Origin of the sequence: Agitococcus lubricus (assembly GCF_003051055.1) — a bacterium.
Taxonomy (GTDB): Bacteria; Pseudomonadota; Gammaproteobacteria; order Pseudomonadales; family Moraxellaceae; genus Agitococcus; species Agitococcus lubricus.
This window is the reverse complement of record NZ_QAON01000004.1, coordinates 205,376-231,168: the sequence shown is the minus strand read 5'-3', so window position 1 is coordinate 231,168 and position 25,793 is coordinate 205,376. Positions and strand designations below refer to the sequence as shown.

Annotated in this window: 14 protein-coding genes; 9 read left to right on the top strand and 5 right to left on the bottom strand. The window is 43.9% G+C overall.

Features of this window, described 5'->3' with window-relative positions; genetic code table 11:
* Positions 1–79: 79 nt before the first annotated feature.
* Together C8N29_RS06070 and C8N29_RS06065 are read right to left on the bottom strand one after the other, a co-directional pair.
* The gene (locus C8N29_RS06070; protein WP_107865148.1) at positions 80–1,138 is read right to left on the bottom strand and encodes a lipid A deacylase LpxR family protein; all 1,059 of its coding nucleotides are present in this window, start codon (positions 1,136–1,138) and stop codon (positions 80–82) included.
* A gap of 137 nt (positions 1,139–1,275) precedes the next feature.
* Complete coding sequence (locus C8N29_RS06065) at positions 1,276–3,906, bottom strand: helix-turn-helix transcriptional regulator (RefSeq protein WP_107865147.1); 2,631 nt, start codon at positions 3,904–3,906, stop codon at positions 1,276–1,278.
* Here C8N29_RS06065 and C8N29_RS16660 point away from each other — a divergent pair.
* The 4 genes from C8N29_RS16660 to C8N29_RS06050 all read left to right on the top strand — a co-directional run bounded on the left by C8N29_RS16660 (position 3,905) and on the right by C8N29_RS06050 (position 13,246).
* The gene (locus C8N29_RS16660) at positions 3,905–4,096 is read left to right on the top strand and encodes a hypothetical protein (protein WP_146164423.1); all 192 of its coding nucleotides are present in this window, start codon (positions 3,905–3,907) and stop codon (positions 4,094–4,096) included. The two genes, C8N29_RS06065 and C8N29_RS16660, sit on opposite strands and share 2 nt — an antisense overlap.
* Before the next feature lie 636 nt (positions 4,097–4,732).
* On the top strand, positions 4,733–7,480 hold the full coding sequence (locus C8N29_RS06060) for a peroxidase family protein (RefSeq protein ID WP_107865146.1): 2,748 nt from the start codon (positions 4,733–4,735) through the stop codon (positions 7,478–7,480).
* Between the two features lie 312 nt (positions 7,481–7,792).
* Positions 7,793–10,378 carry an ATP-dependent chaperone ClpB gene (clpB, locus tag C8N29_RS06055; protein ID WP_107865145.1) on the top strand — a complete coding sequence of 862 codons (2,586 nt, stop codon included), beginning with the start codon at positions 7,793–7,795 and terminating at the stop codon, positions 10,376–10,378.
* Between the two features lie 186 nt (positions 10,379–10,564).
* Positions 10,565–13,246 (top strand): ImpA family metalloprotease, encoded by a 2,682-nt coding sequence (locus C8N29_RS06050; protein WP_107865144.1) that lies wholly within the window; start codon positions 10,565–10,567, stop codon positions 13,244–13,246.
* Between the two features lie 44 nt (positions 13,247–13,290).
* On the opposite strand, the gene gltS is transcribed toward C8N29_RS06050, so the two are convergent.
* Positions 13,291–14,487 (bottom strand): sodium/glutamate symporter, encoded by a 1,197-nt coding sequence (gene gltS, locus C8N29_RS06045; protein ID WP_170106905.1) that lies wholly within the window; start codon positions 14,485–14,487, stop codon positions 13,291–13,293.
* A gap of 423 nt (positions 14,488–14,910) precedes the next feature.
* Between gltS and C8N29_RS06040 the strand changes: the two genes are divergently transcribed.
* The 4 genes from C8N29_RS06040 to C8N29_RS06025 all read left to right on the top strand — a co-directional run bounded on the left by C8N29_RS06040 (position 14,911) and on the right by C8N29_RS06025 (position 19,237).
* Positions 14,911–15,387 carry a hypothetical protein gene (locus C8N29_RS06040; RefSeq protein ID WP_107865198.1) on the top strand — a complete coding sequence of 159 codons (477 nt, stop codon included), beginning with the start codon at positions 14,911–14,913 and terminating at the stop codon, positions 15,385–15,387.
* 2 nt (positions 15,388–15,389) lie between these two features.
* The gene (locus C8N29_RS06035; RefSeq protein ID WP_107865142.1) at positions 15,390–16,577 is read left to right on the top strand and encodes an iron-containing alcohol dehydrogenase; all 1,188 of its coding nucleotides are present in this window, start codon (positions 15,390–15,392) and stop codon (positions 16,575–16,577) included.
* Between the two features lie 340 nt (positions 16,578–16,917).
* Positions 16,918–17,643, top strand: a complete 726-nt coding sequence (locus C8N29_RS06030) for a GNAT family N-acetyltransferase (protein WP_107865141.1) — start codon at positions 16,918–16,920, stop codon at positions 17,641–17,643.
* 760 nt (positions 17,644–18,403) lie between these two features.
* The gene (locus tag C8N29_RS06025) at positions 18,404–19,237 is read left to right on the top strand and encodes an alpha/beta hydrolase (RefSeq protein ID WP_107865140.1); all 834 of its coding nucleotides are present in this window, start codon (positions 18,404–18,406) and stop codon (positions 19,235–19,237) included.
* Between the two features lie 29 nt (positions 19,238–19,266).
* Here C8N29_RS06025 and C8N29_RS06020 read toward each other — a convergent pair whose 3' ends face one another.
* A complete protein-coding gene (locus C8N29_RS06020; protein ID WP_107865139.1) occupies positions 19,267–20,175 on the bottom strand; it encodes a LysR family transcriptional regulator in 909 nt (302 codons plus the stop codon).
* 127 nt (positions 20,176–20,302) lie between these two features.
* Here C8N29_RS06020 and metE point away from each other — a divergent pair, with 127 nt between their 5' ends.
* Positions 20,303–22,585, top strand: coding sequence for a 5-methyltetrahydropteroyltriglutamate--homocysteine S-methyltransferase (gene metE / locus C8N29_RS06015; protein WP_239986969.1), 2,283 nt, complete (start codon positions 20,303–20,305; stop codon positions 22,583–22,585).
* Positions 22,586–22,641: 56 nt separating this feature from the next.
* Here metE and C8N29_RS06010 read toward each other — a convergent pair whose 3' ends face one another.
* Positions 22,642–25,635: a Sel1-like repeat-containing protein kinase family protein gene (locus tag C8N29_RS06010; RefSeq protein ID WP_170106904.1), complete on the bottom strand. Its 2,994-nt coding sequence runs from the start codon at positions 25,633–25,635 to the stop codon at positions 22,642–22,644.
* Positions 25,636–25,793: the final 158 nt, after the last annotated feature.

The following is a 25,793-nucleotide window of genomic DNA, read 5'->3' as shown; positions in this document are numbered from 1 at the left end:
TGATTGAACAGCCTCGAAATCAAATAAACATGCCTAGAAGATGCGTCTGGCTATTTAATGGTAGCGTGTTGCAGTCGACTTAAAAATCACGGTTAATCATAATACTTCCCCAAATTAAATCACGATGGCCGTGACCTTGTTTGAGTTCCGCACTTTGATAACGCCAGACCCAACTTAATCGGTAGTGCGTACTGATTTGTTGAGTCACACCTAACCATGACTCCACTAATAGGGGTTCAAGCTCACTTTGCTGATAGCTAAAGGTACTTTCTCTAAACTGCCCTTGCAAAAACGCATTATAGGCGCGTACACGTAATTTGGTGCCTGCCCACAGATAAAGCTCAGGTTGACGATAACGGTACTGCATGGGTAAACCCACACTGGGCTGGGCAAAATACTCAGAACGGTCGGGTGTAAAGCTCCACCACGGGCTGCTAATGCGTCCCCAACGTACAGAAATAGCACTATTAGCTTCGGTTAAAAAGCCCAAGCTCCCTTCATAAGATTGTTTAATTTCCATCGTCGCCTGTTTGTACCACAAACGTTGATGAGCATAACTGTATTTCAAGGTCAACTCGCCACCTTTGGCAATTTGATGTTGCCAACCCTGTGGCGGCTCAGAGCCTGTCACTTGATGAATGCTTTCTTGCAGGCGCTGTGCGGCCTTTGTTCCTAAAATACCGACCGTTAGTGTACTTTGATTAGCGGTATTATCGTCGACTATCTGTAATTGTGAATTTGCTAAATACAATAAACTGGCGTAAGGACGGTCATCATACACAATATTTTCTTGCTGAATATCTTCTGGCGAAAAAGCGGCAATGCCCAATTGTAGACTGTGTAAATACAGGTTATTGGGGTGTCTGATACCTAAACCTTGATTGATGAAGGTGAGAGCCCTATCGACAGAGATTGGCCATCTTTTTACGTGTTGACCTGCAAAGGTGATATTTATACCGCCTGTGTAGTCTCTATCTTGTTTATGCGGACTAAATAAATCGTTATCAATATGCAGCGACCAACCACTTTGTTCAGGCTCTGGCCAGAGGTTGTCGTTATTGTTATGGCTATAGGCATTTTCTGGACTGAGCGCGAATAATAAGCTGACCGCAGCGTAAAAACGCTGCCAAGTTAACATCACCCATCTCCTTCAAAATAGTTGATTAAAACACTAGGTTATAACGCTATTTTTAGGGATAAAAAGTGTACTGAGTAGTACACAAACCTTGAAAATGGTGTTTCCTATTTGGAAAAAGTCCAGCGACTTACGGTGGATTAGACAGTTATTTTTTGATGGACAAGCAGTGATACCACAGAGGCACGGTTAGAAACCTGTAATTTACTAAAGATGTTTTGGATATGCCATTTGGTCGTTGACAAGGAAATACCCACAGTTTGGGCAATATCTTTATTACTCAGCCCTTTTTGAATCAGGCTTAAAATTTCATACTCTTTGGCAGTCAATTGGTCTGCTGCTAAGGTGGTGGGCGTGCCGACGTAAGGGTAAAGCACATCACGGTAGTGTTGTAGATAGATATCGGGTAGGGTGATAATGCCTTTTTGGTGTGCATCACGGACAATATGGGCAAAGCCAGGAGCTTCGTCAAACACGGTGCGGATGCCTGCTTGTATACCCGCATGGTGACACAAACGGACTAATAACTGTTTCGCCTCTTCTGCGTTGCCTTGTAAAGATAACAGCACGATTTGATTGGCTTTGATAATCGTGCGTCGACTGCACAATTGATAGCGCGCTAGGTGTTGGTCGAGTACCGTTAATATCGTCAGTGCAGCCGCATATTGCTTGCGACTACGCAAATACAAGGCAGCCGCCAAACCGCGATATACCCATGATTCTTGATAAGTCGAAGGTGGACTTAGCCAACTTTGTTGTGTGATGTCGGCGAGCAAGTCGTAATCATGGACAATGGTTAAGAGATGTTCTAATTGTTGCGTCCGTAGACTGTGACAGATTTCTTCTGCCAACAGTTGATTGAGTAAACGGCTGTGTTGGCCATGACGTAATATGCGTCTGAGTTGTAGCAGCAGTTGATTGGCACGCTGATTGGCCGCTGTACCCTGTAGCCTAGCTAAGGTCACATAGACATGAAACATCAGTTCAGTGACACAAGCGGAATCCATAGTTAGCATTAATTGTTCGCAGATATCTTTGGCTTCAGCACAGCGATTTTGCTCATATAAACTGACTGCCATACAGGTGGCGGCATTGACCCAACACGGGGTTTGCGGTTGCTTGGCGTATTGTTGAAAAAATGCCTGTGTCATTTGCCGTGCCACGACAACATGTCCTAGCTCACGCTCGGATAAAATTAAAATGACATCATTAAAACTGCTTAAATAATCGTGATTGAGTTCTGTCAGTAGTGTTTTAGCGTATTTGGCATACCGAATGGCCGCCTCACAATCGCCTTGCAGCATGGCATGACGTGCTAAAAAGGTATGAGCCGCATCACGGATATCATAATAATGCTTGTGTTGGTTTAGGTCATTGAGAGCGGGCGCGGGGTCGTAATTATCATCATGAAATAATAAAAGCACATTTTCTAAAAAGTGTAATGTCATGACGGTGTTTGCGTGGTCGTCGTGTCCTATCTGTTGTTTTAGTAGCCCAAGTTGATAAAACGCAGCACTAAATTGGCGAGAAAAAATCAGTGCGCACAGATGTAGCAAGGCCAAATTGGGTTGAGCTAAACGAAGGTGTGCATCAATTTGTTGTAACCATGACAGCATCAAGGCCAATTTACCTTCTTTTAACCATTGCTGACAGCACTGTGCCAAAATTTGATAAAAACGTTGTAAGTCTTGTAGTTGTTGTGCATGGTGCAAGGCGGATTCTGGCTCATGGTGCTGTAAAAAATAATTTGATGCGCGTAAATGTAACTGTTGTGCGTAGAGAGGCGATTCTTGCCATAAACGTGTTTGTAAGGATTGCTGAAATAAGGGGTGATAACGATAGACATGAGATTGTTCATCTAAGGGATGAATAAACAGATTTTTTTGCCAAACCCGTTGTAGTAACGGCCAACAGTCTAAGTTAGGCAGTAAAAACGACATAATTTTGGCATCTACTTTGTCCAGAATGGCACTGACCAATAAAAATTCACGTAAGGGAGCATCCAGCTCATTGAGCACGACATCTAAAAAATAATTCACAATTTCTGGGTGTGTACCCTGAAAGTCACCTGTTGCTAATTGGCCTGTTTTGGCTCTGGCCAGTAGCGCCAGTTTAATGCCTGCAATCCAGCCTTCTGTGATTCTGACTAGCTCATCGGTTTCTGGGTGTGTGAGAGCAGGCTGCTGTAATAAATCGCAAAACTCATGAATCTGGGCGAGGGGTAAACGCAGGTCGTGTTGGTCGATGAGCAGCAGTTGGTCATCGAGCTTCAAACGGCTCAAAGGAAAGGCAGGATAATTACGGCTAGCAATAATCACGTGAATATGTGCAGGTAAGTCATTCACTAAGTCTGCAAAAAACTGTTGAATTAACGGGCTACTGGCATAATGAAAATCGTCTAATAACAAAAAGAAGTCTGTCGCTAGCGTATTAAATGCATCTAGCAAGCATTGTACAAAGACATCGAGCTGTTGGGCGTCAGCCTCCAACGCATTACCTGATAATACAGGGCTGATGGCAACATACTGTGCAACCGTTTTGTGTAAACGATGAAAAAAATACATCGCATCTTGGTCGCGTCTATTGAGCGATAGATGAGCCACTGTCCCGTGTGAAGTTTGGCTGCGCCACTGTTGTAATAGTGTCGATTTGCCTGAGCCAGCAGGGGCTAAAATCAGGGTTAAGGCTACGGTTTGGCTGTGGTCGAGTAAATGTAATAGCTCGGGTCGTAGCAAGCGTTGGGGCGACGTATGAGATTTAGACAAGCTCATGACATATCCTTGTGACGGACGTGTGTTATCTTGCTACAGCGAGGAGATAGAGGCATTGACACCGTGTGCGGAGGGAGATAAAGGCGTATTACAAACACCGTCTACAGAAAACCGCTTTAAGGTAAATAACCATTCTGCGCCGTATCAGACGATACACTATTATTGTTGTTTTGATGGGGATGAATTATAAGCGCATTTTGGGGACTATCACCCCATACTTTGGTATGGGCAATGTAACCTAAAGGAGGGGCGATGAAGGACTTGACCGCCTAATACTAAAAGATGACCGTAAAAATCAAAAATAGCGTACTTTGCTTGCACAATCCGTGTGTGCCAACGCCAAAAATCAGCATAATACGGCGTGATAGCACAAAAAATGACAGATAATCACAAAAAAATTGTCAAATAACGCCATAAGTCGGGCGCAAAAATCTTCAATATGCCCCCACCCAAAGCAGGGGTGGGAAGCCAAAATCCTTTGTTAGACTTACCCACGACTGAATGTGGCTGTAGAAAAATAACGCTTAGGATGTACACGACTAGCACTTATTTGCTCGCTAAATAAGCGCTTTTAGCGATTTTTAGCTCACAAAACGCGCTAATTTCGGTGAAATCCCTACGTCCTAATCTGAGATACAGTGCAATGTATCGAAATAGATAAACCTCTACGTCCTTCAATATTCAGCCAGCTCCTAAACACAACAATATCCATAGGACTGATGCATCCACTGCATGCCGCCCCGTTGCCTACATGTTTTAAGTCGGTAGTGAGCGTGCGTACATCGGGTTTGTTTGAGTCCTAAGCGACCACATGAGGAATACCATAATGGCAATTTGGGTCACATGGCCTGCTTGGACTAAGCTAGGTACATTGGGCATTGCTGCTGGGCTAATTACTTTAGCAGCCGAGCGTAATGAATTATTAAAAAATAATATGTTTGATTTGGAAGATTATCCTAAACTCAACAAACATATTGTCTGTGATGAACGCAGTAAAAGCGCACGTACCGAAGACGGTACGTGTAATATTTTAAGCAATCCTGCCGAAGGTTCGGTGTATGTGCGTTTTGGCCGTAATGTCAATCCAACGTATACTGCAGGCGAAACCGAAGCCAACACTTTATTAAGCCCAAACCCACGCGAAGTCAGTAATACGCTGTTAGCTCGCGGTGAATTTAAACCTGCGCCTAGCCTTAACTTTATCGCCGCCTCATGGATTCAGTTTATGGTGCATGACTGGGTTGACCACGGCGAAAATCAAAGCACAAACCCAATTAAAGTGCCATTACCTGCGGGTGATAGCATGGGTAGTGGCACTCTAAATGTACGCCGCACTCAGGCAGACCCAAGCCGCACGGCTGCTGATGCAGGCAAGGTTAATACCTACCGTAACCACAATACTCACTGGTGGGATGGCTCTCAGTTATATGGTAGCAGCAAAGCCCAAAATGACAAAGTACGCTCTTTTGTTGATGGTAAATTAAAAATTAATGCCGATGGCACATTACCCACTGAGTTATTAAGCGGCAAACCCATTACTGGTTTTAACGAAAACTGGTGGGTGGGGATTAGTATGCTCCATCAAATCTTTACCAAAGAGCATAATGCCATTGCTACCATGCTCAAACAAAAGTATCCAAATGCAACTGACCAATGGTTATATGACAAAGCTCGTTTAGTTAACTCGGCATTAATGGCCAAAATTCACACCGTTGAATGGACCCCTGCGGTGATTGCCAATCCAGTGACCGAACGTGCTATGTATGCAAACTGGTGGGGCTTAATTGGTAATGCCAATGGCCGTGACAAATATCAAGCCGAAACCCGTAAATGGTATGAAGACCTAGCTAAAACCGACTCTTTCTTAAAAACGTTTTTAGGGGCTAATACCGATATTGCAGGTACAGTCGGTAGTGGCACTTTAGACCACGCGATTGCAGGTTTGGTTGGCTCTGCGAATCCAAACAATTATGGCGTGCCTTATACCTTAACCGAAGAATTTGTTGCCGTATATCGTATGCACCCGTTAATGCGCGACAAAGTGGATGTGTATGATATTGGCTCTAACGTAGTGAGCAAGTCCGTGCCTGTCGAAAACACTCGTGACCGTAATGCTGAATCCATGTTAACTAGCGAAAGTCCTGACCGTTTATGGTATTCCTTTGGTATTACTAACCCAGGTTCGTTAACCTTAAATAACTATCCAAACTTCTTGCGTAATTTGTCTATTCCTATCGTCGGTAATATTGACTTAGCAACCACCGATATTTTGCGTGACCGTGAACGTGGTGTGCCTCGCTACAACCAATTCCGTCGTCAAATTGGCTTAAATCCCATTACTAAATTTGAAGACTTAACCACAGAACCAGCTGCTTTAGCTAACTTAAAACGTGTGTATAGCAACGACATTGAAAAGATTGATACCTTAGTAGGGATGATGGCTGAGACCGTACGTCCTGATGGCTTTGCTTTTGGTGAAACCGCGTTCCAAATCTTTATTTTGAATGCTTCTCGTCGTTTAATGACCGACCGTTTCTTTACTAAAGACTATACGCCAACCGTTTATACGCCAGAAGGTTATGCGTGGGTAGAAAACACCACGATGGTTGATGTGATTAAACGTCATCATCCACAATTAGCGGCTAGTTTGGTGGGTATGGAAAATGCCTTCAAACCGTGGGGTTTAAATATACCTGCTGACTACGAAAAATGGTCTGCTCAAGCCAAAGCCGATCATTTATGGGTCAATGGCGCACAACGTACTCAGTACAAAACTACGATGCCCAATTTAGTTCCTGTGGATATTGGTGGTTTAATTAGTTCTATCTTGTGGAAAAAAGTGCAAACCCGTACCGATGTTGCGCCAGCAGGTTACAAAAAGCCGATTCATCCATATGGGGCAATGGCTAAAGTGAAGTTTATTCCTGTTGCCAATAATGGGTATACAGGGTTATTCCAAGGCTCTGACTATGGTTTATTACGTTTATCCGTAACAGGTTTACCCTCTGACCGTGGTTTTGCACCGGGTTTAGCATGGAAAGCCTTAGTTGATGGCAAACCCTCAGAAAACGTATCCGCCTTATATACCTTATCGGGTCAAGGTCAAAATCATAACTTCTTTGCTAACGAGTTATCTAACTACGTCTCGCCAGAAGCTAATGAAACCTTAGGTACAACGGCATTGTTCTCTGCGGTATCTACTAAGCCTACTTTAGTGGTGATGAACGATATGGCCGAAGTGACGCAAAAAGGCGTAGCGGTATTAACGCCTAAAGCACCCACACAGATTTATTTTGTGCCACGTCCCGAAGTCAAAACTAAATTTTCTACGGCAGCGCATGACTTCCGTTATGACTTAGCCACGTTAGGTGCAGGTTCCAAACTCTATGATGTCTATGCCACGTCAATGGAAATTAAAACTTCTATTATTCCATCAACCAATTTAAGTTATGCACAACAACGTCGTGCCAGTGCTAAAAAAATTGGTGAATTAGAGTTAACCTCGCCATTGATTGTCTCTGCCTTTGGCGACAGCGGAGTCTTTTTCAAACATCAACGTTATGAAGATAGATAATTAAACTGCGTTTGTTTAGTATCTGGGTTTGCCTGTTGTCTCTCTCATGCAGACCCAAACTCCTCCTAAATGGGCAATCATTGCCCATTTTCAAGTCTCAACACGCTGACCTATAAAAAGAAAAATTTGCGTCTTGAAATCTTTTGGCTATACCTCATTTCATAAAATATAACCTTAAATTTTATGTGTGAATGACTTACCCATCGCTCTGCAATTAGCGCGGTTTATGAGCATAAAATCGTTAACAACGAGCTAGATGTGAATAAATAAGCGATAGCCGCGTAAGTCATTCAAAATGAATGAGGACTCATCATGCGTTTTGACCGTTTTACTGCCAAATTACAACAAGCATTAAGTGAGGCTCAATCCTTAGCAGTAGGTAAAGACCATACTACGATTGATGCTGTGCATTTATTATTAGCCTTTATTCAGCAACAAGGTGGCTCGATTAAACCTTTATTAACGCAATCAGGCGTGAATATGGCGAGCTTAGATAAAAAGTTGAATGAAGTCTTAGCACGTGCGGCGACGGTAAACAAACCAACGGGCGATGTGCAAATTGGCCAAGAGTTACAGCGTGTGTTTAATTTGGCTGATAAATTAGCGCAACAACGCCAAGACCAATTTATTGCCAGTGAGTTAGTACTGTTGGCGATGATTGAGCAGGGGGGCGACACCGCCAAAGCCTTACAACAAGCAGGCTTAAACAAACAACAACTCCAACAAGCGATTCAACAATTACGCGGAGATAGTCCTGTGACTGATAGTAATGCCGAAGATAACCGTCAAGCCTTAAGCAAATATACCATTGATTTAACCGAGCGTGCCGCCAAAGGCAAATTAGACCCTGTCATTGGTCGTGATGACGAAATTCGCCGCACTATTCAAGTGTTGGCACGGCGTACCAAAAATAATCCTGTGTTAATTGGTGAACCCGGTGTGGGTAAAACCGCGATTGTTGAAGGTTTAGCACAACGTATTATTAATGGTGAAGTGCCAGAAGGTTTACGCAATAAAAAAGTGTTGTCTTTAGACATGGGCGCATTGATTGCAGGTGCAAAATTTAGAGGTGAATTTGAGGAACGCCTAAAAGCTGTGCTGAATGATTTGGCCAAACAAGAAGGCAATATTATTTTATTTATTGATGAATTACATACCATGGTGGGTGCAGGTAAAGCCGATGGCGCGATGGATGCAGGCAATATGCTCAAGCCTGCTTTAGCGCGTGGTGAGCTGCATTGTGTCGGGGCAACAACTTTAGATGAATATCGTCAATATGTTGAAAAAGATGCCGCTTTAGAACGTCGTTTCCAAAAAGTATTGGTTGATGAGCCAAGTGTGACCGATACCATTGCCATTTTACGTGGTCTAAAAGAGCGTTATGAGTTGCATCATGGTGTGGATATTACTGATCCTGCGATTATTGCCGCAGCAAAAATGTCACATCGTTATATCACTGATCGTAAGTTACCAGACAAAGCCATTGATTTAATTGATGAAGCGGCTTCACGGATTCGCATGGAAATGGACTCCAAACCCGAAGTGATGGATAAACTTGACCGCCGTATTATTCAATTAAAAATGGAGCGTGAAGCCTTAAAACAAGAGGAAGATAAAGCCTCAAAAGTGCAGTTAGAGTTAGTTGAAGGCCAAATTCAAAAGCTAGAGCGTGAATATGCCGACCTTAACGAAATTTGGCAGGCAGAAAAAGCCAGTGTTAAAGGTTCACAAAACATTAAAGAAGAATTGGAAAAAGCCAAGTTTGCCTTTGAGCAAGCGCAACGTAAAGGCGATACCAATGAAATGGCACGCCTTAAATATGGTGTGATTCCTGATTTGGAAAAACAACTTAATCAAGCCGATGATGCCGAGCAAAGCACACATCAATTATTGCGTAATAAAGTCACTGATGTAGAAATTGCCGAAGTTGTTTCCAAAGCAACAGGCATTCCTGTGGCTAAAATGATGGAAGGTGACCGCGAAAAATTATTGCGTATGGAAGAAGCTTTACATCAGCGTGTCGTTGGCCAACATGAAGCCGTCGAAGCGGTATCTAATGCGGTACGTCGTGCGCGTGCGGGCTTGTCTGACCCCAATCGTCCTAGTGGTTCTTTCTTATTTTTAGGGCCAACAGGGGTCGGTAAAACCGAGTTATGTAAGGCATTAGCGAATTTCTTGTTTGATACTGATGAGGCGATGATTCGGATTGATATGTCTGAGTTTATGGAAAAACACAGTGTGTCGCGGTTAATTGGTGCGCCACCGGGTTATGTCGGTTATGAAGAAGGCGGTTATTTAACCGAAGCGGTGCGTCGCAAGCCATATTCCGTGGTGTTGTTGGATGAAGTGGAAAAAGCCCATCCCGATGTCTTTAATATTCTATTGCAAGTGTTAGAAGATGGACGTTTAACCGATGGTCAAGGTCGTACGGTAGATTTCAAAAATACCGTGATTATTATGACCTCTAACTTAGGCTCAGAAGTGATTCGTCATTTAAGTGAAGACAAACAATATGACCAAATTAAATTAGCGGTATTGGAGGTCGTTGGCAAACATTTCCGCCCTGAATTTATTAATCGTATTGATGAGATGGTGGTATTTCATCCTTTGCAGGAAAGTCAAATTCGTGGCATTGCCGAAATTCAATTAGATAGATTACGTTCACGTTTAGCGGAACGTGATTTAAAAATTGACCTCAGTGAAGCGGCGATGGAGCAAATGGTGGTTGCAGGTTATGACCCTGTGTATGGTGCACGTCCATTAAAACGTGCTATCCAAACTGGCTTAGAAAATCCCTTAGCCCAACGTTTGTTAGCAGGCGAGTTTGTGTCTGGTGATACCATTTTGGTGGATGTTGAGCATAGCCAATTAGTGTTTCATAAACAGCGATTGCATTAATGTGTTAGAAACATGGCTATGGTTATTGTAGGTAGAGCTCGTATGTTTAACTAAGTCTCATTTTGTAAAAAAAGGCGCGAAATAGCGCCTTTTTTTATGGGGCATTGCCAATAAACACACAGTTTCAGACTAGGCTTAAGTTGATAATTCTTTTTGCTTATTTGTGGGTTTAACCGAGTAATAACAATGAAAAAACTATTATTAACATTACTTATTGCCAATGCCTGTTCGACAACGGTGTTGGCCAGTGATTTAACGAGCGCTATTAGCAAAGGTAATGCCTATTTAGTCGATACCGTAGACGAACTTTACACCGCGATTGATGCTCAAGTGATAACGACTAAAAATTTACAAACCAGTTTTATTAATGGGCTATACCCACCTAATACAGCGATTAATTATAACGCAGGTCAGAATAGCCAAATTTTTAACATCTATGATATTAGTCGTACATTTCCTGTATTAATGGGCTCTGCTAAAAATACAAATTTAGCGATAGCAGGGACTTACGGCAATGGGCGGTTTTTGGCTTGGGGTACCAATGTGCCAGCTCGCCTGCAAGCAGGTGACATGAGCGGTTTAGAACGCGTGATGGATAATAGTTTACGGATTGCGTTAAAAACCACGATAACTGCTTTATCAGCCAATAAAAAAGTCAGTATTGTCATGATGTCAGGTACAGACCTGACGCGCACCCAACAATGGTTACAAGCGCGATTTCCATTGTGGACAATTAACGTTTGTAATGATGCAGCGAATTTAGCAACATGTATTGCTTCTGCTAACCTGATTATTAGTGGTGACAGTATTGCAGATACGGCCGCATCTGGCGCTTTGGCAAATGTGTTGGCACGTGTAACGACAGGTGTGGGCTTGGTATATTTTCATAACCGTTGGAGTACGAATGCCTATTCTAATGGCTTAATGCAAACGATTGGCGCAGAAATGCCCTATGCAGGAAATTGGTTCAATGGCGATTATGCCAGTTGGAGCAATAAGAACCCTATGATGCTTCTAGATATGCCCTTAAAACAGGTAGGTAGACTGGTTGGTCATCTAAAAAACCAAGATTTTCCGAGTTTTGACTGGTCTAAATGTGTTAATAACGTAGGGACAGTCAGTTGTGATGCTGTTCCACAATGGAATAGCGAATTTGTTGCGCCTGCCAGTTATTTGCGTAATAGTTTACGCCAGCTCGACCAGTCGGGTACATCATTATTCCAGTTGCAAGGATATCGCTTGTTAAAAATGTTTGTCTTATTGGGCGATAAATTACGCACACAAATTGATTATCCCTTAGATAAACAAACCAATCCTTATGGCTTCTATAAGGCCTATTTAGCCGACCACTTAAATAGTTATGTGCGTAGCTTAAATCCTCGTCAGGAAGATTTAGGTACTTTTGCTAATCATCTGAATCCGACGCCTACCACCACCTCTAAAGAGCTGGTTTTTAATTTAGGCACGAACCCTCAAAGCGTGAGCACGGGTTTATACGCTTTAGCAGGGATGCCTCTTAAAGTCGTACGCACCGATACAACGGGTGCTAATGTTGGGTTGTATCTTAATTCGATTCGTAGTGGTTCAACCCGTGCATTTAATAGCAATGGCTTAGCTAGACCGAAATACCTACAAACCCCAACCATTCCTACCACTACGATAACGAAAACCATTATCTCGCCTTATGGTGGAGCGGTTTATCTCAATCTCCCCGCAGGTACGGGACAGGTTAAGATGCGCATGGTGGGGGTTACTATGTATCCGTATTTAAGTAATATTAACAACACAACGTTAGTCAATAATTTCCAAACAACCCTCGCAACGACGCCTTACGATTGGGCAGGTATCAAAACAGATTTTGTTGATATCAACTCGCGTGTCAGTATGTTGAAGCAAACTATTAATAGTGCGCCATATAACGGTGACTTGAAAAAAGCCTTTGCCGATATTTGGACTTATATGATTAAAGGCACTTATGATTTGGCAGGTTTTACAGGGGATGGTTTGGCCTTGCCGACGGCCGTACAAAATAAATGTACAGCTTTAGGTTGGGATTGTACAAGTACAAGCATTCATGCCAAACCTGTGGTGCAACATATTACCGTGGATACCATGGCACATTGTGGTTCGGGGTGTTCTGGCAATCCTTACGACCAAGATTGGCCGTTATCGCCCATGGGATGGGGAGAAAGCCATGAGATTGGCCATAATTTACAGCGTGAACGCTTAAAAATTTATAGCGGTAAATCGACCGAAGTCTCCAATAATTTATTCCCCAGTTATAAAGGTTGGCAATACTATCAAGCAACGGGTCTCAAGGTGGAGCATTGTAGCCGTGGCAACGACACCAAAATGTATACATGGTTACAAGAGGCTAAAAAGACAACTGACGCTAAGTCAGCGATGTACACTAAATTGTGGTCACAAACAGGCACATATGATAATGCTTTTGAGCGTTTAGCCTTTTATTTGCAACTCGCTTATGCCGCCGACACCTTAGCAACGCTGCAAAATGGCTGGCAAATTTATACCTTGATGTATTTACACGAGCGTTTATTTACCGAAGCGATTAAATCGTCCACGGCGTGGACAGCGAATAGCGTAAAACTCGGTTTTGGCACATACAGTGCCGCGCCTACGTCAATGAACGGCAATGATTTTATGTTGATAAGTTATTCCTATTTAACGGCTAAAGACCAGCGTCCGTTATTTGATGCATGGGGTATCACGTACAGTGATGCCGCCAATCAGCAAGTGGCAAGTTATGGTTTTATGCCTGCCACGGTAGTGTATTACGGGGCAACCGAACATTGCAGCACATTGAAAGTTGCTGCTCGTCCAGTAGATGGCGTTACAGTTTGGCCTTAATCGACGGTTAATCACAACAAGGGCTGTGATAGCCCTTGTTGTTTTTAGCGTAGCCACACTAAACAAAGTTGCACAATAAAGGTGTTGGCAAAATCAATAAAAAAAGCACCGACAATAGGCACAACCAAATAAGCACGTGGCGCGGGGCTGTAACGACGTACAAACGCCTCCATATTGGCCATTGCATTCGCCGTTGTCCCCATCATAAAGCCATAGAATCCCGTGGCAGTGACTGCAGCTTCATAATCTTTACCCATATACCTAAATACAAATACGGCACTGATGGTGGCTATCAATACGACTTGTATGCTAATAAGCACTAAAATCGGGATAGCGACCGTACTGAGTTTGGCTAACTCTAAGGTCATTAGCGATAATGCCAAAAAATAGGCCAATGCCACTGAGCCGATAGTGTCTACAGTCTCTGGGTTGACGGGCGCAATACGGTAATAGTCATTGAGATTACGTAAAATGGCAGCGACAATCATGGCGCCAATATAAGCAGGTAAGGTCAGACCTAAGGCAATAAAACCTGCACTGACCCAACTGCCTAACCACATCGCCATGATAATTAAGCCAAAACAACTCAGTAAATGCGTATCGCTGTGAGAATTGAGGCTGTGATGAAGTTTATCGAGTACGGAGGTGGGGGAGCTAGCTGACATGGCTTTGCCATCACGTTGAAGTCTGGTTAAGAGCCAAGTACCAATCGGGCCACCAAAGACCCCGCCCATAATAATCCCACACATCGCGGCTGCGACAGCAATCGCTTCTGCCCCTGCAATCCCTGCTTGCTCAAATTGAGGCGCAAATGCCAAACCTGTCGCTGGCCCCCCCGTCAACGTGACCGACCCACACAGTACCCCAAATAGGGCAGGCAGCCCCATTAAGTGTGCCGCCGTCGCCCCGACAACATTTTGTAGAATCGCTGCGATAATACTCAGAGCTAAAAATATCAAGACAAAACGACCGCCAATTTTGAGTAGGCGTAAACTGGCAGCAAAACCTAAGCTGGTAAAAAAGGCGAGCATCAACGGGGTGCGTGCACTGTTATCAAATTTGACTCGATAGTCAAAAAGCTGTTGTCCTAGTAATAACAATAGCGCAATCACCAAACCGCCAATGACGGGCGTCGGTAAGTTATAGCGGCGTAAAAAAGAAATATGTTGTTGTAAGTAGTAGCCGATGATTAAGACTAGAGTCGCCACACCTAAAGTGGCAATCGCATCAAACGTCAGCATAAAACGCATCCTTTGTGTGTGAGACCCTGTGCCTGTATAGCGGCTGGCAGTTTGGGAACTGATAAATAACGGGTTTTGTGTCAAACAGACACTCAGGAATAAAATACACTAAAAATTAAGATTAAACCGTACAGTAAATAAGCAATTTGTTGGCAGTACATTGGCAGATGTGACAAATTTTATCGTCAAAAGAGTGCTTTTACTTGCTCCCTAGGGACGCTAGTGCTACTGTCAGACGCTTAATTTATGCCGAGTGTTTTAGCCTTAGAAGGGGCGGACAGCTTCTAAGCTCATACAGTCAGGCAGAGGGGCATCACATGTCTGTTGATGCCAGCCTCAGGTTGTGTTCCATTTTGCCAAGAGACCAAGACAGTGAACAAACAAAAAATTTTGCTAGAGTTACAGCGTGCATATGTTGCCACCATGATGGAAGTTGTGGGACGGGGTTTGGTATCTACCAGTTATGTCGATGAAGAAGTGCGTAAAGAAGTTGCGGGCTTACCCGTCGGCTTTCATATTCAAATGATTGTGTTACCCAATGGCTCGCGTTTTACCGCCAAAGTCATTGCGGGTGGGCATTTAGAGTTAGTCTCTGACTTTACAGGTAAACCTGACTTAACGGTTAAGTTTAAGCATTTATCACATGCCTTTTTGGTGTTGTCTTTTCAAGAAGGGACAGCACGTGCATTTGCTAATGACCGTATGGTGGCTGATGGTGAAGTGTCACATGCGATTCGTTTAGTGCGTTGTTTAGATAAAATGGAAGCCTTAATTTTGCCAAAAATGATTGCACAAATGGCGGTTAAGCGTTATCCAGAAAATTTAACCTTGAATGAAAAAATCAATAAAGCTGCCCGCATTTATGGGTTAGTGGCAAAAAATTTCTTAAATCGGAGTTAATCATGGCCAAATCATATTATGAGTTTTTTTGTCCTGTTAAAGTCGTTGCAGGTCATAAAGCCTTAGAACATATTCCTTTTGAATTGGCGACCTTACAATCTAAACGCCCCATGATTATTACCGATAAAGGGGTGCGTGGTGCAGGCTTATTAGAGCATGTGGCTAGTGCGTTTGAAGGCGCAGAGAGTCAGGTTGTGGCTATTTTTGATGATGTACCACCCGATAGTAGTTTGCATACAGTACGTAAGGCGGCTGCCATTTATCGTGAACATCATTGTGATGCGATTATTGCGATTGGCGGCGGCTCAGTCATTGACACCAGTAAAGGGGTTAATATTTTAGTCAGTGAGGGCGGCGATGACCTCTTGAAGTATTCAGGTGCACATAATCTTCCCAAACCCTTAAAGCCATTTTTTGTTGTACCAACCACGTCGGGTACAGGTTCTGAGGTGACGATGGTGGCGGTAGTTGCCGACACCGACAAGGGCGTAAAACTGCCTTTTACCTCTTACTTTTTAATGCCAAATGCCGCCGTTTTAGACTCGCGTATGACCTTGACCTTACCGCCCCATATTACGGCGATGACAGGTATGGATGCCTTAACGCATGCGGTAGAGGCTTATACGTGTTTGGGTGCTAACCCCATGAGCGATGCCTATGCCACCGCAGCCATCCGTAAAATTAGCCAAAATCTGATGAAGGTCATGGAAAATCCTAAAGATGCCGATGGCCGTTTAGAGTTAGCCCAAGCCTCAACCATGGCGGGTGTGGCTTTCTCTAATTCGATGGTCGGTTTAGTGCATGCGCTAGGACATTCATTAGGGGCAGTCTGTCATATTCCGCATGGCTTATGTATGAGTTTATTTTTGCCTTATGTTTTGGAGTATAACCAAGAAGTTAATGGTGAGCGTATTGGGGAGTTGTTGTTGTATTTAGCAGGCGATGATGTCTATGCCGCAACGCCTAAAGCCCAACGTCCAGCTAAAGCCATTCAATACATTCGTGCCATGCGCGATGAATTATATCAACGTTGTAAATTGCCACGTACCTTAACCGAAACGGGTAAAGTGCGTGAAGACCAGTTACAACAAGTCGCTGACTTAACCGTAAACGATGGCGCGATTATTTTTAATCCCAAGGAAGCCAGTGTTGAAGATGCTTTAGCCATTCTGAAACGTGCTTGGGTCTAAAACCTGATGTGTGTGCTTGTAGGGGGTAATCACCCCTACAAACATCAAAATTTTATCTGTATTTTTCTGCCATTTAGTTTGGTCCCTCTTTCTATATTCTAATGACATATATAAATTGTGATTGAATACACAATAATAAAAATCATATTACTCTTATCTCAAAAAAATGCTTATTACAACTGCCCCTAAAGTGGCAGCAGTTTTTTGCTATCATCTAATATCAAGTGGGTTTAATCGTTTAATAATCGCTATAAATGATTCAATGCAGACACACTAAAACATAGGCATCGTGTTTGCGATTTAATATTCCAAAGTCCGAATAAGTAGCAACGAGGGGCGTATGAAGTATGAGACAAATGCTTTAGGACAAGCAGTTGGATTAAAAGTTAGCCATTGGATTGCGCCACAAACACCTCCCTTAACACACATGCAAGGTCGGTTTTGCCGTGTTGAGCCCTTAAATCCAGACCGTGATTCGCAAGCCTTATTTGAAGCGAACAGTTTGGATAAAGACGGCCGTATGTGGACATATTTACCTTATGGGCCATTTGCCAGCTTTGAGTTATATCGTAGTTGGTTAAGAGTTTCAGTGTTAACCAGTGACCCGCAGTTTTATGTCATTATCGACCAACACACCAATAAAGCGGTAGGTATTGCAGCGTATTTAAGAATTGACCCCAAAAATGGTTGTTTAGAGGTCGGACATCTGAATTTTTCGCCGCTGATGCAAAAAACGGCCATCGCCACAGAAGCCATGTATTTGATGATGGATTATGCGTTTAGTTTGGGCTATCGTCGTTATGAATGGAAATGTAATGCCCTCAATAAGCCGTCGCGGCGTGCCGCCAAACGGTTTGGTTTTAGCTATGAAGGGGTTTTTAGGCAAGCCATGGTGTCTAAAGGACGTAACCGAGATACGGCATGGTACTCCGTGATAGATGAAGAGTGGCCTACACTCAAATCGGCTTTTTTGACGTGGTTAGCCCCTGATAACTTTGACGAACAGGGTGGTCAAAAAGTAGCGCTGTCTTCGTTAACCGCACCCTTAGTGAAAGCATGGGGCTAATTTATCACTGAGTATACAGTCGCCGTACTCAGTGAAACTCACTAATCTACCATAGGGTATGCCAATCAACAGGCTTTGTTGTCTGTGTAGCGTTAGCAAACACAGACTCATCCGATAAGCCTCTTAATGTCTTCTTAAGCGGTCATCATAAGTGGCCTTACCTCATGTTCATGCGCGCGAACGGGTATTTTTGATATACGAGCTTGACTTTATACGCCAGAATATCTGTGCTTATTTGCATATTGTTTGACTAAATGAGCAAACTGACTACGTTAAATCTATTACAGTAGCTTCGCTTAATCTATCACCTTATATTAGGGGCTGTTGACGTTTGGCGTGTGAGCCGCGTTGCTGATAAAAATGGACTCAGGCAAGGCACAAAACGCAGGGAGTAGTGATTCTATTGTCCAGTTTTGTCACGCAGAATGAGTCAATTTTTAACGCAACCCACAGGGAAAGAGCTATTTTTTGAGGCGACTTTGTTGCTCATCGCTGATTTGGAATAACCAAACTACGCGCTTCATGCCTCGTATCCTCTAAAAAATAGTCTCTTTCGCAACCATAATCAAAACGTCCACAGACCCTAAATGATTAAAACAGTGTTTGAGTCTTCATGGTGAGCTCAACAAAACGATATATATAAAATAATACGACTTACGCCAGCGATAGTTAACGCATATTTATAGCTCTGACTAGTGATTGCGGGGACTGTCTAGTGATAGAGGCGTAAGTCATTTGTCATCTTAAGGAGAAGGGCTTTATGCGCCATAAGCCATTCGAGTTTGTTAGTCGTGGCCAAAAATTATACGCACAACGCTGGTGGCCAGACGTTTACCCTAAAGCGGTCGTTATCTTTATTCATACGTGGGCAGACCATTCTAATCGTTATATGGCATTAGTTGAACGCCTGACACAAGAAGGTTATGCCTGTTATGGTTTTGATTTTGCAGGGCATGGTCAATCACAAGGTAGACGGGCATATATTGCCGATTTTGACCATTGGGTCGCCGATTTAACGACATTTATTGAAGTTGTGCACCGTGAATTACGCAGCGTACAAGTGTTTTTACATGGTTATGGCGTCGGTGGTTGTGTTGCGGCGCATTATTTGGTTTCAGGACGACATGATATTGATGGTGTGATTTTTAATAGTGGGGCGTTGGCCGTAGGTAAAAAAATCTCTAAAGCACACATTATTTTAGCGTGGATTATTGGCGGGATTATCCCGCGTATTCCCGTTGCGCCATTGCCTCCTAACAGTATGTCATCCGTTGTATTAGAACAACAAGCCTACGATACCGACCCCTTAGTCTTTCATGGACAAATGACAGCGGGCACAGGTAAAGAATTATTGATGGCGAGTTTGCATATTACCAAGCGTCTGGCGCGGATTAGTGTGCCATTTCTGACCCTTGTAGGCGAACAAGATACCTTAGTCACGGGCGGTGAGTTACTGTATAAACAGGCAGAAAGTGTGGATAAAGACATCAAAACCTATACGGGCGCACTACACGATTTATTGCACGAAAAAGTCAAAACGCAAGTTATAGAAGATATCGTGCTGTGGTTAGAAGCGCACGTGGTTCAGCATTAAACATTTCTGCGAGGTGGTGGCATGTTGTGCTAACGAATACCCGCAAGTTGCGCTAAACAGTTTTGGCGCGCGCTGGTCAAAAAGTCTTCAATAAACGCAAGTTCGGTATCCTCTTGGCGTATGGCGGCATACAAGGTGCACCACACGCCATGCTCACCTAAAGACACCGTTTTTACCCAGTCACGTGCCACATATTCTGCGGCAACCCAATTAGGTAAGGAACAAACACCCCGTTCGCTGGCGGCCAGTTGTACCATCATTAAGGTGAGTTCACTGCTGCGTAAGCGACTAGGCTGTATGCCCGCAGGACTTAAAAAATGTTGAAAAATATCTAAGCGGCTGTGTGGAATCGGGTAGGTAATGAGGGTTTCATCGGCCAATTCATGGGCATAGATAAAGGGACGTTGCTGAAAACGATGCTGTTTACCAACCACTAATACCGACTCATAGTCAAATAAGGGGATAAACCGTAAATCGGGATGTTGCGTTGGATTCGAGCTAATGACTAAATCAATCTCACGTTGTAAGAGACTTTCTTGCGCATCGTCAATAAAACCCGTTTGAAAATCAAGCTCTACTTCTGGCCAATCGTCCCTAAATTGATTCAATGTCGGCATCAGCCATTCAAAGCAACTGTGACATTCAATCGCTAACATCAATCGACCTGCTTGGCCATGCCGTAATTTATTTAATTCGCGCTCAGTTTGACGCACTAAGGGTAATACGTGGTCTGCTAAGGCTAATAAGGCTTCGCCTGCTTTGCTAAAACGTGGAGGGCGAGTCTTACGTACTAAGAGTGTTAGGTCGAGTACATGTTCTAGGTCTTTTAATTGGTGTGATAACGCCGATTGTGTTAGGTGCAAGCGCTGTGCCGCTTCGGCGAGAGAGCCTGTATCACGAATCGCGACGAGCGTTTTGAGTTGGCGTAAATCGAACATAGTCACTGTACTCTGGCTTATAACATGAATATATCTCAATTTAATTATTAAATAAATGAGTTTGTTTCAAGTTTTTATCCTAAGCATACTGTATGTCAGCAAGCTATTAGATAAAAGGTGAAACGTGATGCGAGCACATTGTTTGGGTTTTCCGCGCATTGGCGCACAACGAGAGTTAAAAAAAGCCTTAGAGGCGTATTGGTCAGGTCAAATCAGCCAACAAGAGTTAGAGCGTGTAGGACAGACCTTGCGTCAACAACATTGGCAGTTACAAGCGGACGCAGGTTTAGATTGGGTGACGGTGGGTGACTTTGCATTTTATGACCATGTATTGAACCATAGTTTGTATTTTGGTGTCATTCCGCAGCGATTTCAGACAAATGAGACGACAACAGACCTAGATTTGAGTTTTAGATTAGCAAGAGGGCGTGCGCCGACGGGGCAAGATGCGCCTGCATGTGAAATGACCAAATGGTTTGACACGAACTATCACTATATTGTCCCTGAGTTAGCCGACGACCAAGACTTTCACTTATCTGCACACCGTTTATTGGCCGAAATTAAAGAAGCACAAGGCTTAGGTCATACCGTCAAAGTGGTGTTGTTAGGCCCATTAAGCTATTTATGGTTGGCTAAGGCGTATGGTAATCAGCAAGATAAATTAGCCTTGTTAGACCGTTTAGTGCCTGTTTATATTGAATTATTTAGCCAAATTGCTGGTTTAGGCGTGGCGTGTTTACAAGTTGACGAGCCTATTTTAGCCTTAGACTTAGCGCCAGCATGGCAAGCCGCTTTTGAACGCGCTTACCATAAATTACAACGCCGTGACTTGTGTATAGTATTAGCAACGTATTTTGCGCCATTGAACGAAAATTTATACATCGCCAGTCGTTTGCCTGTCTCGGGTTTGCATATTGATGTGGTACGTAGTGGGCAGGAATGGTTACAAGCCTTAGACCAGTTACCCGATTATAAAGTATTATCCTTAGGACTCGTCGATGGCCGTAATATTTGGCGCCACGATGTGCACGCCAGTTTGGACATACTCAAACCTGCCTATGAACGTTTAGGCGAACGCTTATGGGTAGCAAGTAGTTGTTCTTTGTTGCATGTGCCAGTCGATTTAGAAGCAGAACAACAACTCTCCTCGGAGGTAAAAGTCTGTTTGGCATTTGCCAAACAAAAGCTGGCTGAAATTGCCTGCCTCAAACAAGCCCTTCTACAGCCTGATGCGGTCACGGTACAGCGTGCTAGCCAAGAAGCACGACAGGCATATCAGCAGTTAGAGCAAAGTACCCGTTGGCGCAATCTTGCAGTGCAACAACGTGTGGCGCAACTGACAGCACAAGATGCCCAGCGCGCAAGTGCGTTTGAACAGCGTGCGTTGATTCAACACCAGCGTTTACAACTCCCGTTATTACCCACAACCACCATTGGTTCATTTCCGCAAACCCCAGAGATTCGTCGCGCACGCGCTGCTTACAAACAAGGCTTGTTGAGCGAGTCTGATTATGTGATTGCGATGCAGCAGGAAATTAAACAAACCTTAGCCATTCAAGAAGAGCTAGGTTTAGATGTCTTAGTGCATGGGGAAGCGGAACGTAATGACATGGTCGAGTATTTTGGCGAGCAGCTACAGGGCTATGTATTTAGTCAACAAGGGTGGGTGCAGAGTTATGGTAGCCGTTGTGTCAAACCCCCCATTATTGTTGGCGATATTAGTCGTCCTCAGCCCATGACAGTGGCGTGGGCTCAATATGCGCAACAACAGAGTCAGCGTTGGGTTAAAGGCATGTTAACAGGCCCTGTGACCATGCTATGTTGGTCATTTGCGCGTACCGATATTAGTCGTGAGCAAATAGCCTTGCAATTAGCACTAGCGATTCGTGATGAAGTCGTTGACTTGGCTAAGGCAGGCATTCAGATTATTCAAATTGATGAGCCAGCCTTTAGAGAAGGTTTACCGCTTCGTCAACAACAGCAGGCAGACTACTGGCGATGGGCTGTATTGGCTTTTAAACTCAGTGCGGGTGGCGTGAGTGATGACATACAAATTCATACGCACATGTGTTATTCGGAGTTTAATGATTGTATTGAAGCAATTGCAGCGATGGATGCCGATGTGATTACCATTGAAACCGCACGTTCGGCTATGGAGTTATTAACCGCATTTGAACAATTTGCCTATCCCAACGCGATTGGACCAGGTGTATATGATATTCACTCGCCTCAAGTCCCGACAGCGGCAGCCATGAAAAAGCTACTGCAAAAAGCGGCACAAGGGATAGACAAACAGCGCTTATGGGTGAATCCCGATTGTGGATTAAAAACAAGAGCATGGCCAGAAGTGAAACAAGCGTTAACGCAGATGGTGCAAGCGACACAGGAGTTAAGAGCGTTGTGGCAATAATCAATCGAGGGTAGGGGATGTCACAGTACTCCCGTTAGGGAGTACTGTCTCAGGCTTTATTCGGCTTTGTTTTCCACAGGCGTAGGCTCAGTCTCTCCTTTGATATAACCCTGCTGGACTAACCATGTTAAGTTGGCTTTAGCGGTGGTATCCCCTTGGTCAGCGGCTTTACCCAACCATTTTACGCCTTCATCAATATTTTGGCGTACCCCTCGACCACTGATGTACATCATGCCTAAATTTAATTGTGCACTCGTTTTACCTTGTTCGGCTGCTTTTTTGTACCATTTAGCCGCTTCACTAAAGTCTTGCTTCGTGCCTGTCCCTGAGGCATACATCATGCCAATATTAAATTGCGCACTGGGTTCACCCAAATTGGCGGCTTTTTGAAACCACTTGAAGGCCTCCTCGTAATCACGTTTTACGCCATCACCGTGATAATAGTGCCAACCCATCGTATTTTGTGCTTCGGCAAGCCCGCGTGTGAGGGATTTAGGCGTGGGCTTTTCGGCTGGTTTGGTCTCTGCTGCTGGAGCAGGTTTGGTTTCGGTGGCAACAGTAGCAGGCGCAACAGCTGGCGTCGCCACAGGTGCAGGCTCAGTGACTTCGGTCGTGGTAGCAGTATTATCGTTAGCGGATGTTGTCTGAGTGACGGTTTCTTTCGCTGGTTTTTCAGGTTTTGGGGCTTTTTCTTTAACGACTTTGGGTGCAGGCGTACTTGGACTCCCCGATAATAACACACTATCAGGTGTCTCTTTTTTGTTCTTGACCGTAGCGACTTCGGGTGTGCTGACACTACTGGCTTCACTCAGTAAAGCAATATTCGCGGCGGCGACATCATCAACAGGTGGCTCTTCTGTGGGTAATAATTCGGCAGGTTCTTCAGCAGGCGTAGCCTCTACCGCTAATGCAGGGGCAGGTTCTGGTGTCGCTGCGGTGCTAGTATTGTCTTGTTTTAAGTCTAATAAGGTATACGCCTCATAACCCAACTGTAAGGCAACTAACACGGCAATCACCGCCCATTTATTAACACTAATGAGCTCGTCTTCTTTTTCTTTAACGGGCGCGCTTGCCATCGTTAAGAGTTTGGCAGGTGGCTCATGGTTACTGTCTTCTTGTAAAGCGGCTGCGACTTCTGGACTGACACTGATAGCTTCGGGTTTGTTAGTCGCTGAGGTCTCCGTGATGTCCTCATTATTAGTCACATGGCTGGTTGGCTCGGGCATGTCAGTTTTATTTTGAAGCGTTTCTGTTGTGTCAGGCGTTGGTGTCGACAGCGTATCGGTCGCCTCTGTTTCCGGTGTTGTGGGTGTGTCAGTGGGTTTAGATGGATGTAATTCAGCCTGTGCAATCGCATCAATCTCATCCAGTTCTAAGGTTTGTTGCGATACAGCAGCTACTGTTGCAGCGGCGGCAACCACGACAGGGGCTGCATCAGATGTGTCTTCAGTGTCGCTAGACGGCACAGCGTTGCGCGCTAAGGTGGCAGGTCGGCGTTGTGGTGCAGGGGGCGTCCCAAAAAGTTTGCCCGCAAATGCTGTCGCACCTCCACACAAGAGAATCAGCATCATCGAGGATAAAATATCGAGATTAAGCTGATTGCCATCACTGTAAATAAAAAACATCAGCATGAGTGTGATGACTGAAGGGATAACGACACCCTTCGATAATTCAACAACGTCAGCCGCGCTTTCCTGCGCACTGACGACATCGTCATGGTCCTGCATAGGGGTGGTCTCTGTTTTTATGGAGTTTGTTGTTGTTATGTTGTTTGTACTGGGCGTCGATTTAGTTAGCATTTTGCACGCAAGCGCGGCAAGAATGCCGACGACCAACACCAAGCTAGAAGAGGCCAAGACATCAAGGCCTAGCTCATTACCCGATTGTACAAAAAAGAAAATGATTTGAGCGGTCACAATTAAAGAAATCACCACCCCTTTATTCAGCTCAATATGGCTATCTACTAACGAAGAATCGGGTACGGATTGGGTGTTAGGATTCATGGGTTGTTGATTCGTGGTCATCGTGACAATCTCTGGAGCAAAAGTCGTATCAGTCGATGACAAACTCATGTCATCGTCTAAAAACTGGGTGGGGTCTAAGCGTAGACGATAATTATGGGGGGCTAAGGCTTTGTTATCTAAGGCTAATAGATAATCAATATGTTTTAGATAGCCATCATGGGGCAACAAATGAAAGTATTTGCGTTTGATACTGTCTGGAATGCCTTTGTCATAACTTTTCAGCTCTTGAATCAGTTGGTGTATCTCCATAGACAACTCTGCTTGTCTATCAGGCGGATACAGCAAATCTTGCTGAAACACTTGCTCTAAAATCACCCCTAAAGCAAACATGTCGACACTGTAATCCACCCGTTGAATTTTTTCGGCTAAACGTGTTTGGCGGTCTTCTTCTAGGGCATTAAGCAGTAAACGTGATTGTGTGCCTTCTGTATTCGTAGAAATAGGAATAGCTCTAGACAATTTGAGGGTATGGCTAATGGCAAACATAAAGTCAATGAGTGCCAAATTTTCAATATCTAGCTGTAAGTCACTATCAAAGTGATAAGGGGTGGGTAAATAAGGAATACAAATATTATCAGGACGTAAATGGGCGTGAATCACCCCCATCTGATGAATATGTTTGAGAGCCGTGATGGCGTATTTGGCTAACAGTAAAAAATTAACGACGGGATAAAAGGGATGTTTTAGCGGCACTTGTCCATCAATATGGAGTGGTTTAGCGCATAACCATTGTGCGAGAGACAAACCCGCATCACGTGTTTTAACCGTTTGATAAGAGGTTTCTGTTTTTTCTTCTTCTTTGCGTAGACGAACAATATGTGGCGTCTTTTTTAATAACATTAAAATATTTTTTTCGCGGGCAATCCAATATTCGTTCTGTGCTAATCCTTCTACACTTTTCATAAAGGTGCATTTGCCATCTTCATCAATAGCCAAACGCTCTATTGTAATAAAATGACGATCTTTTTGCTGATCTGCCCCTAACACGGTATGTGTATTGGCAAACAAGTTAGCAACAGTTTTCATGAACATATATCCGTAGAGGATTGTTATTTTTAGGCTGAAGTCGATAACGGATGATTGCTGATTGAGACTGTCTAGCGTAGATGTCACTGAACCAAGTAAAAGAGAATAAGGTCAACACGATAAATCCATTGTGACAGTTCAAATCGTTTTTATTGTAA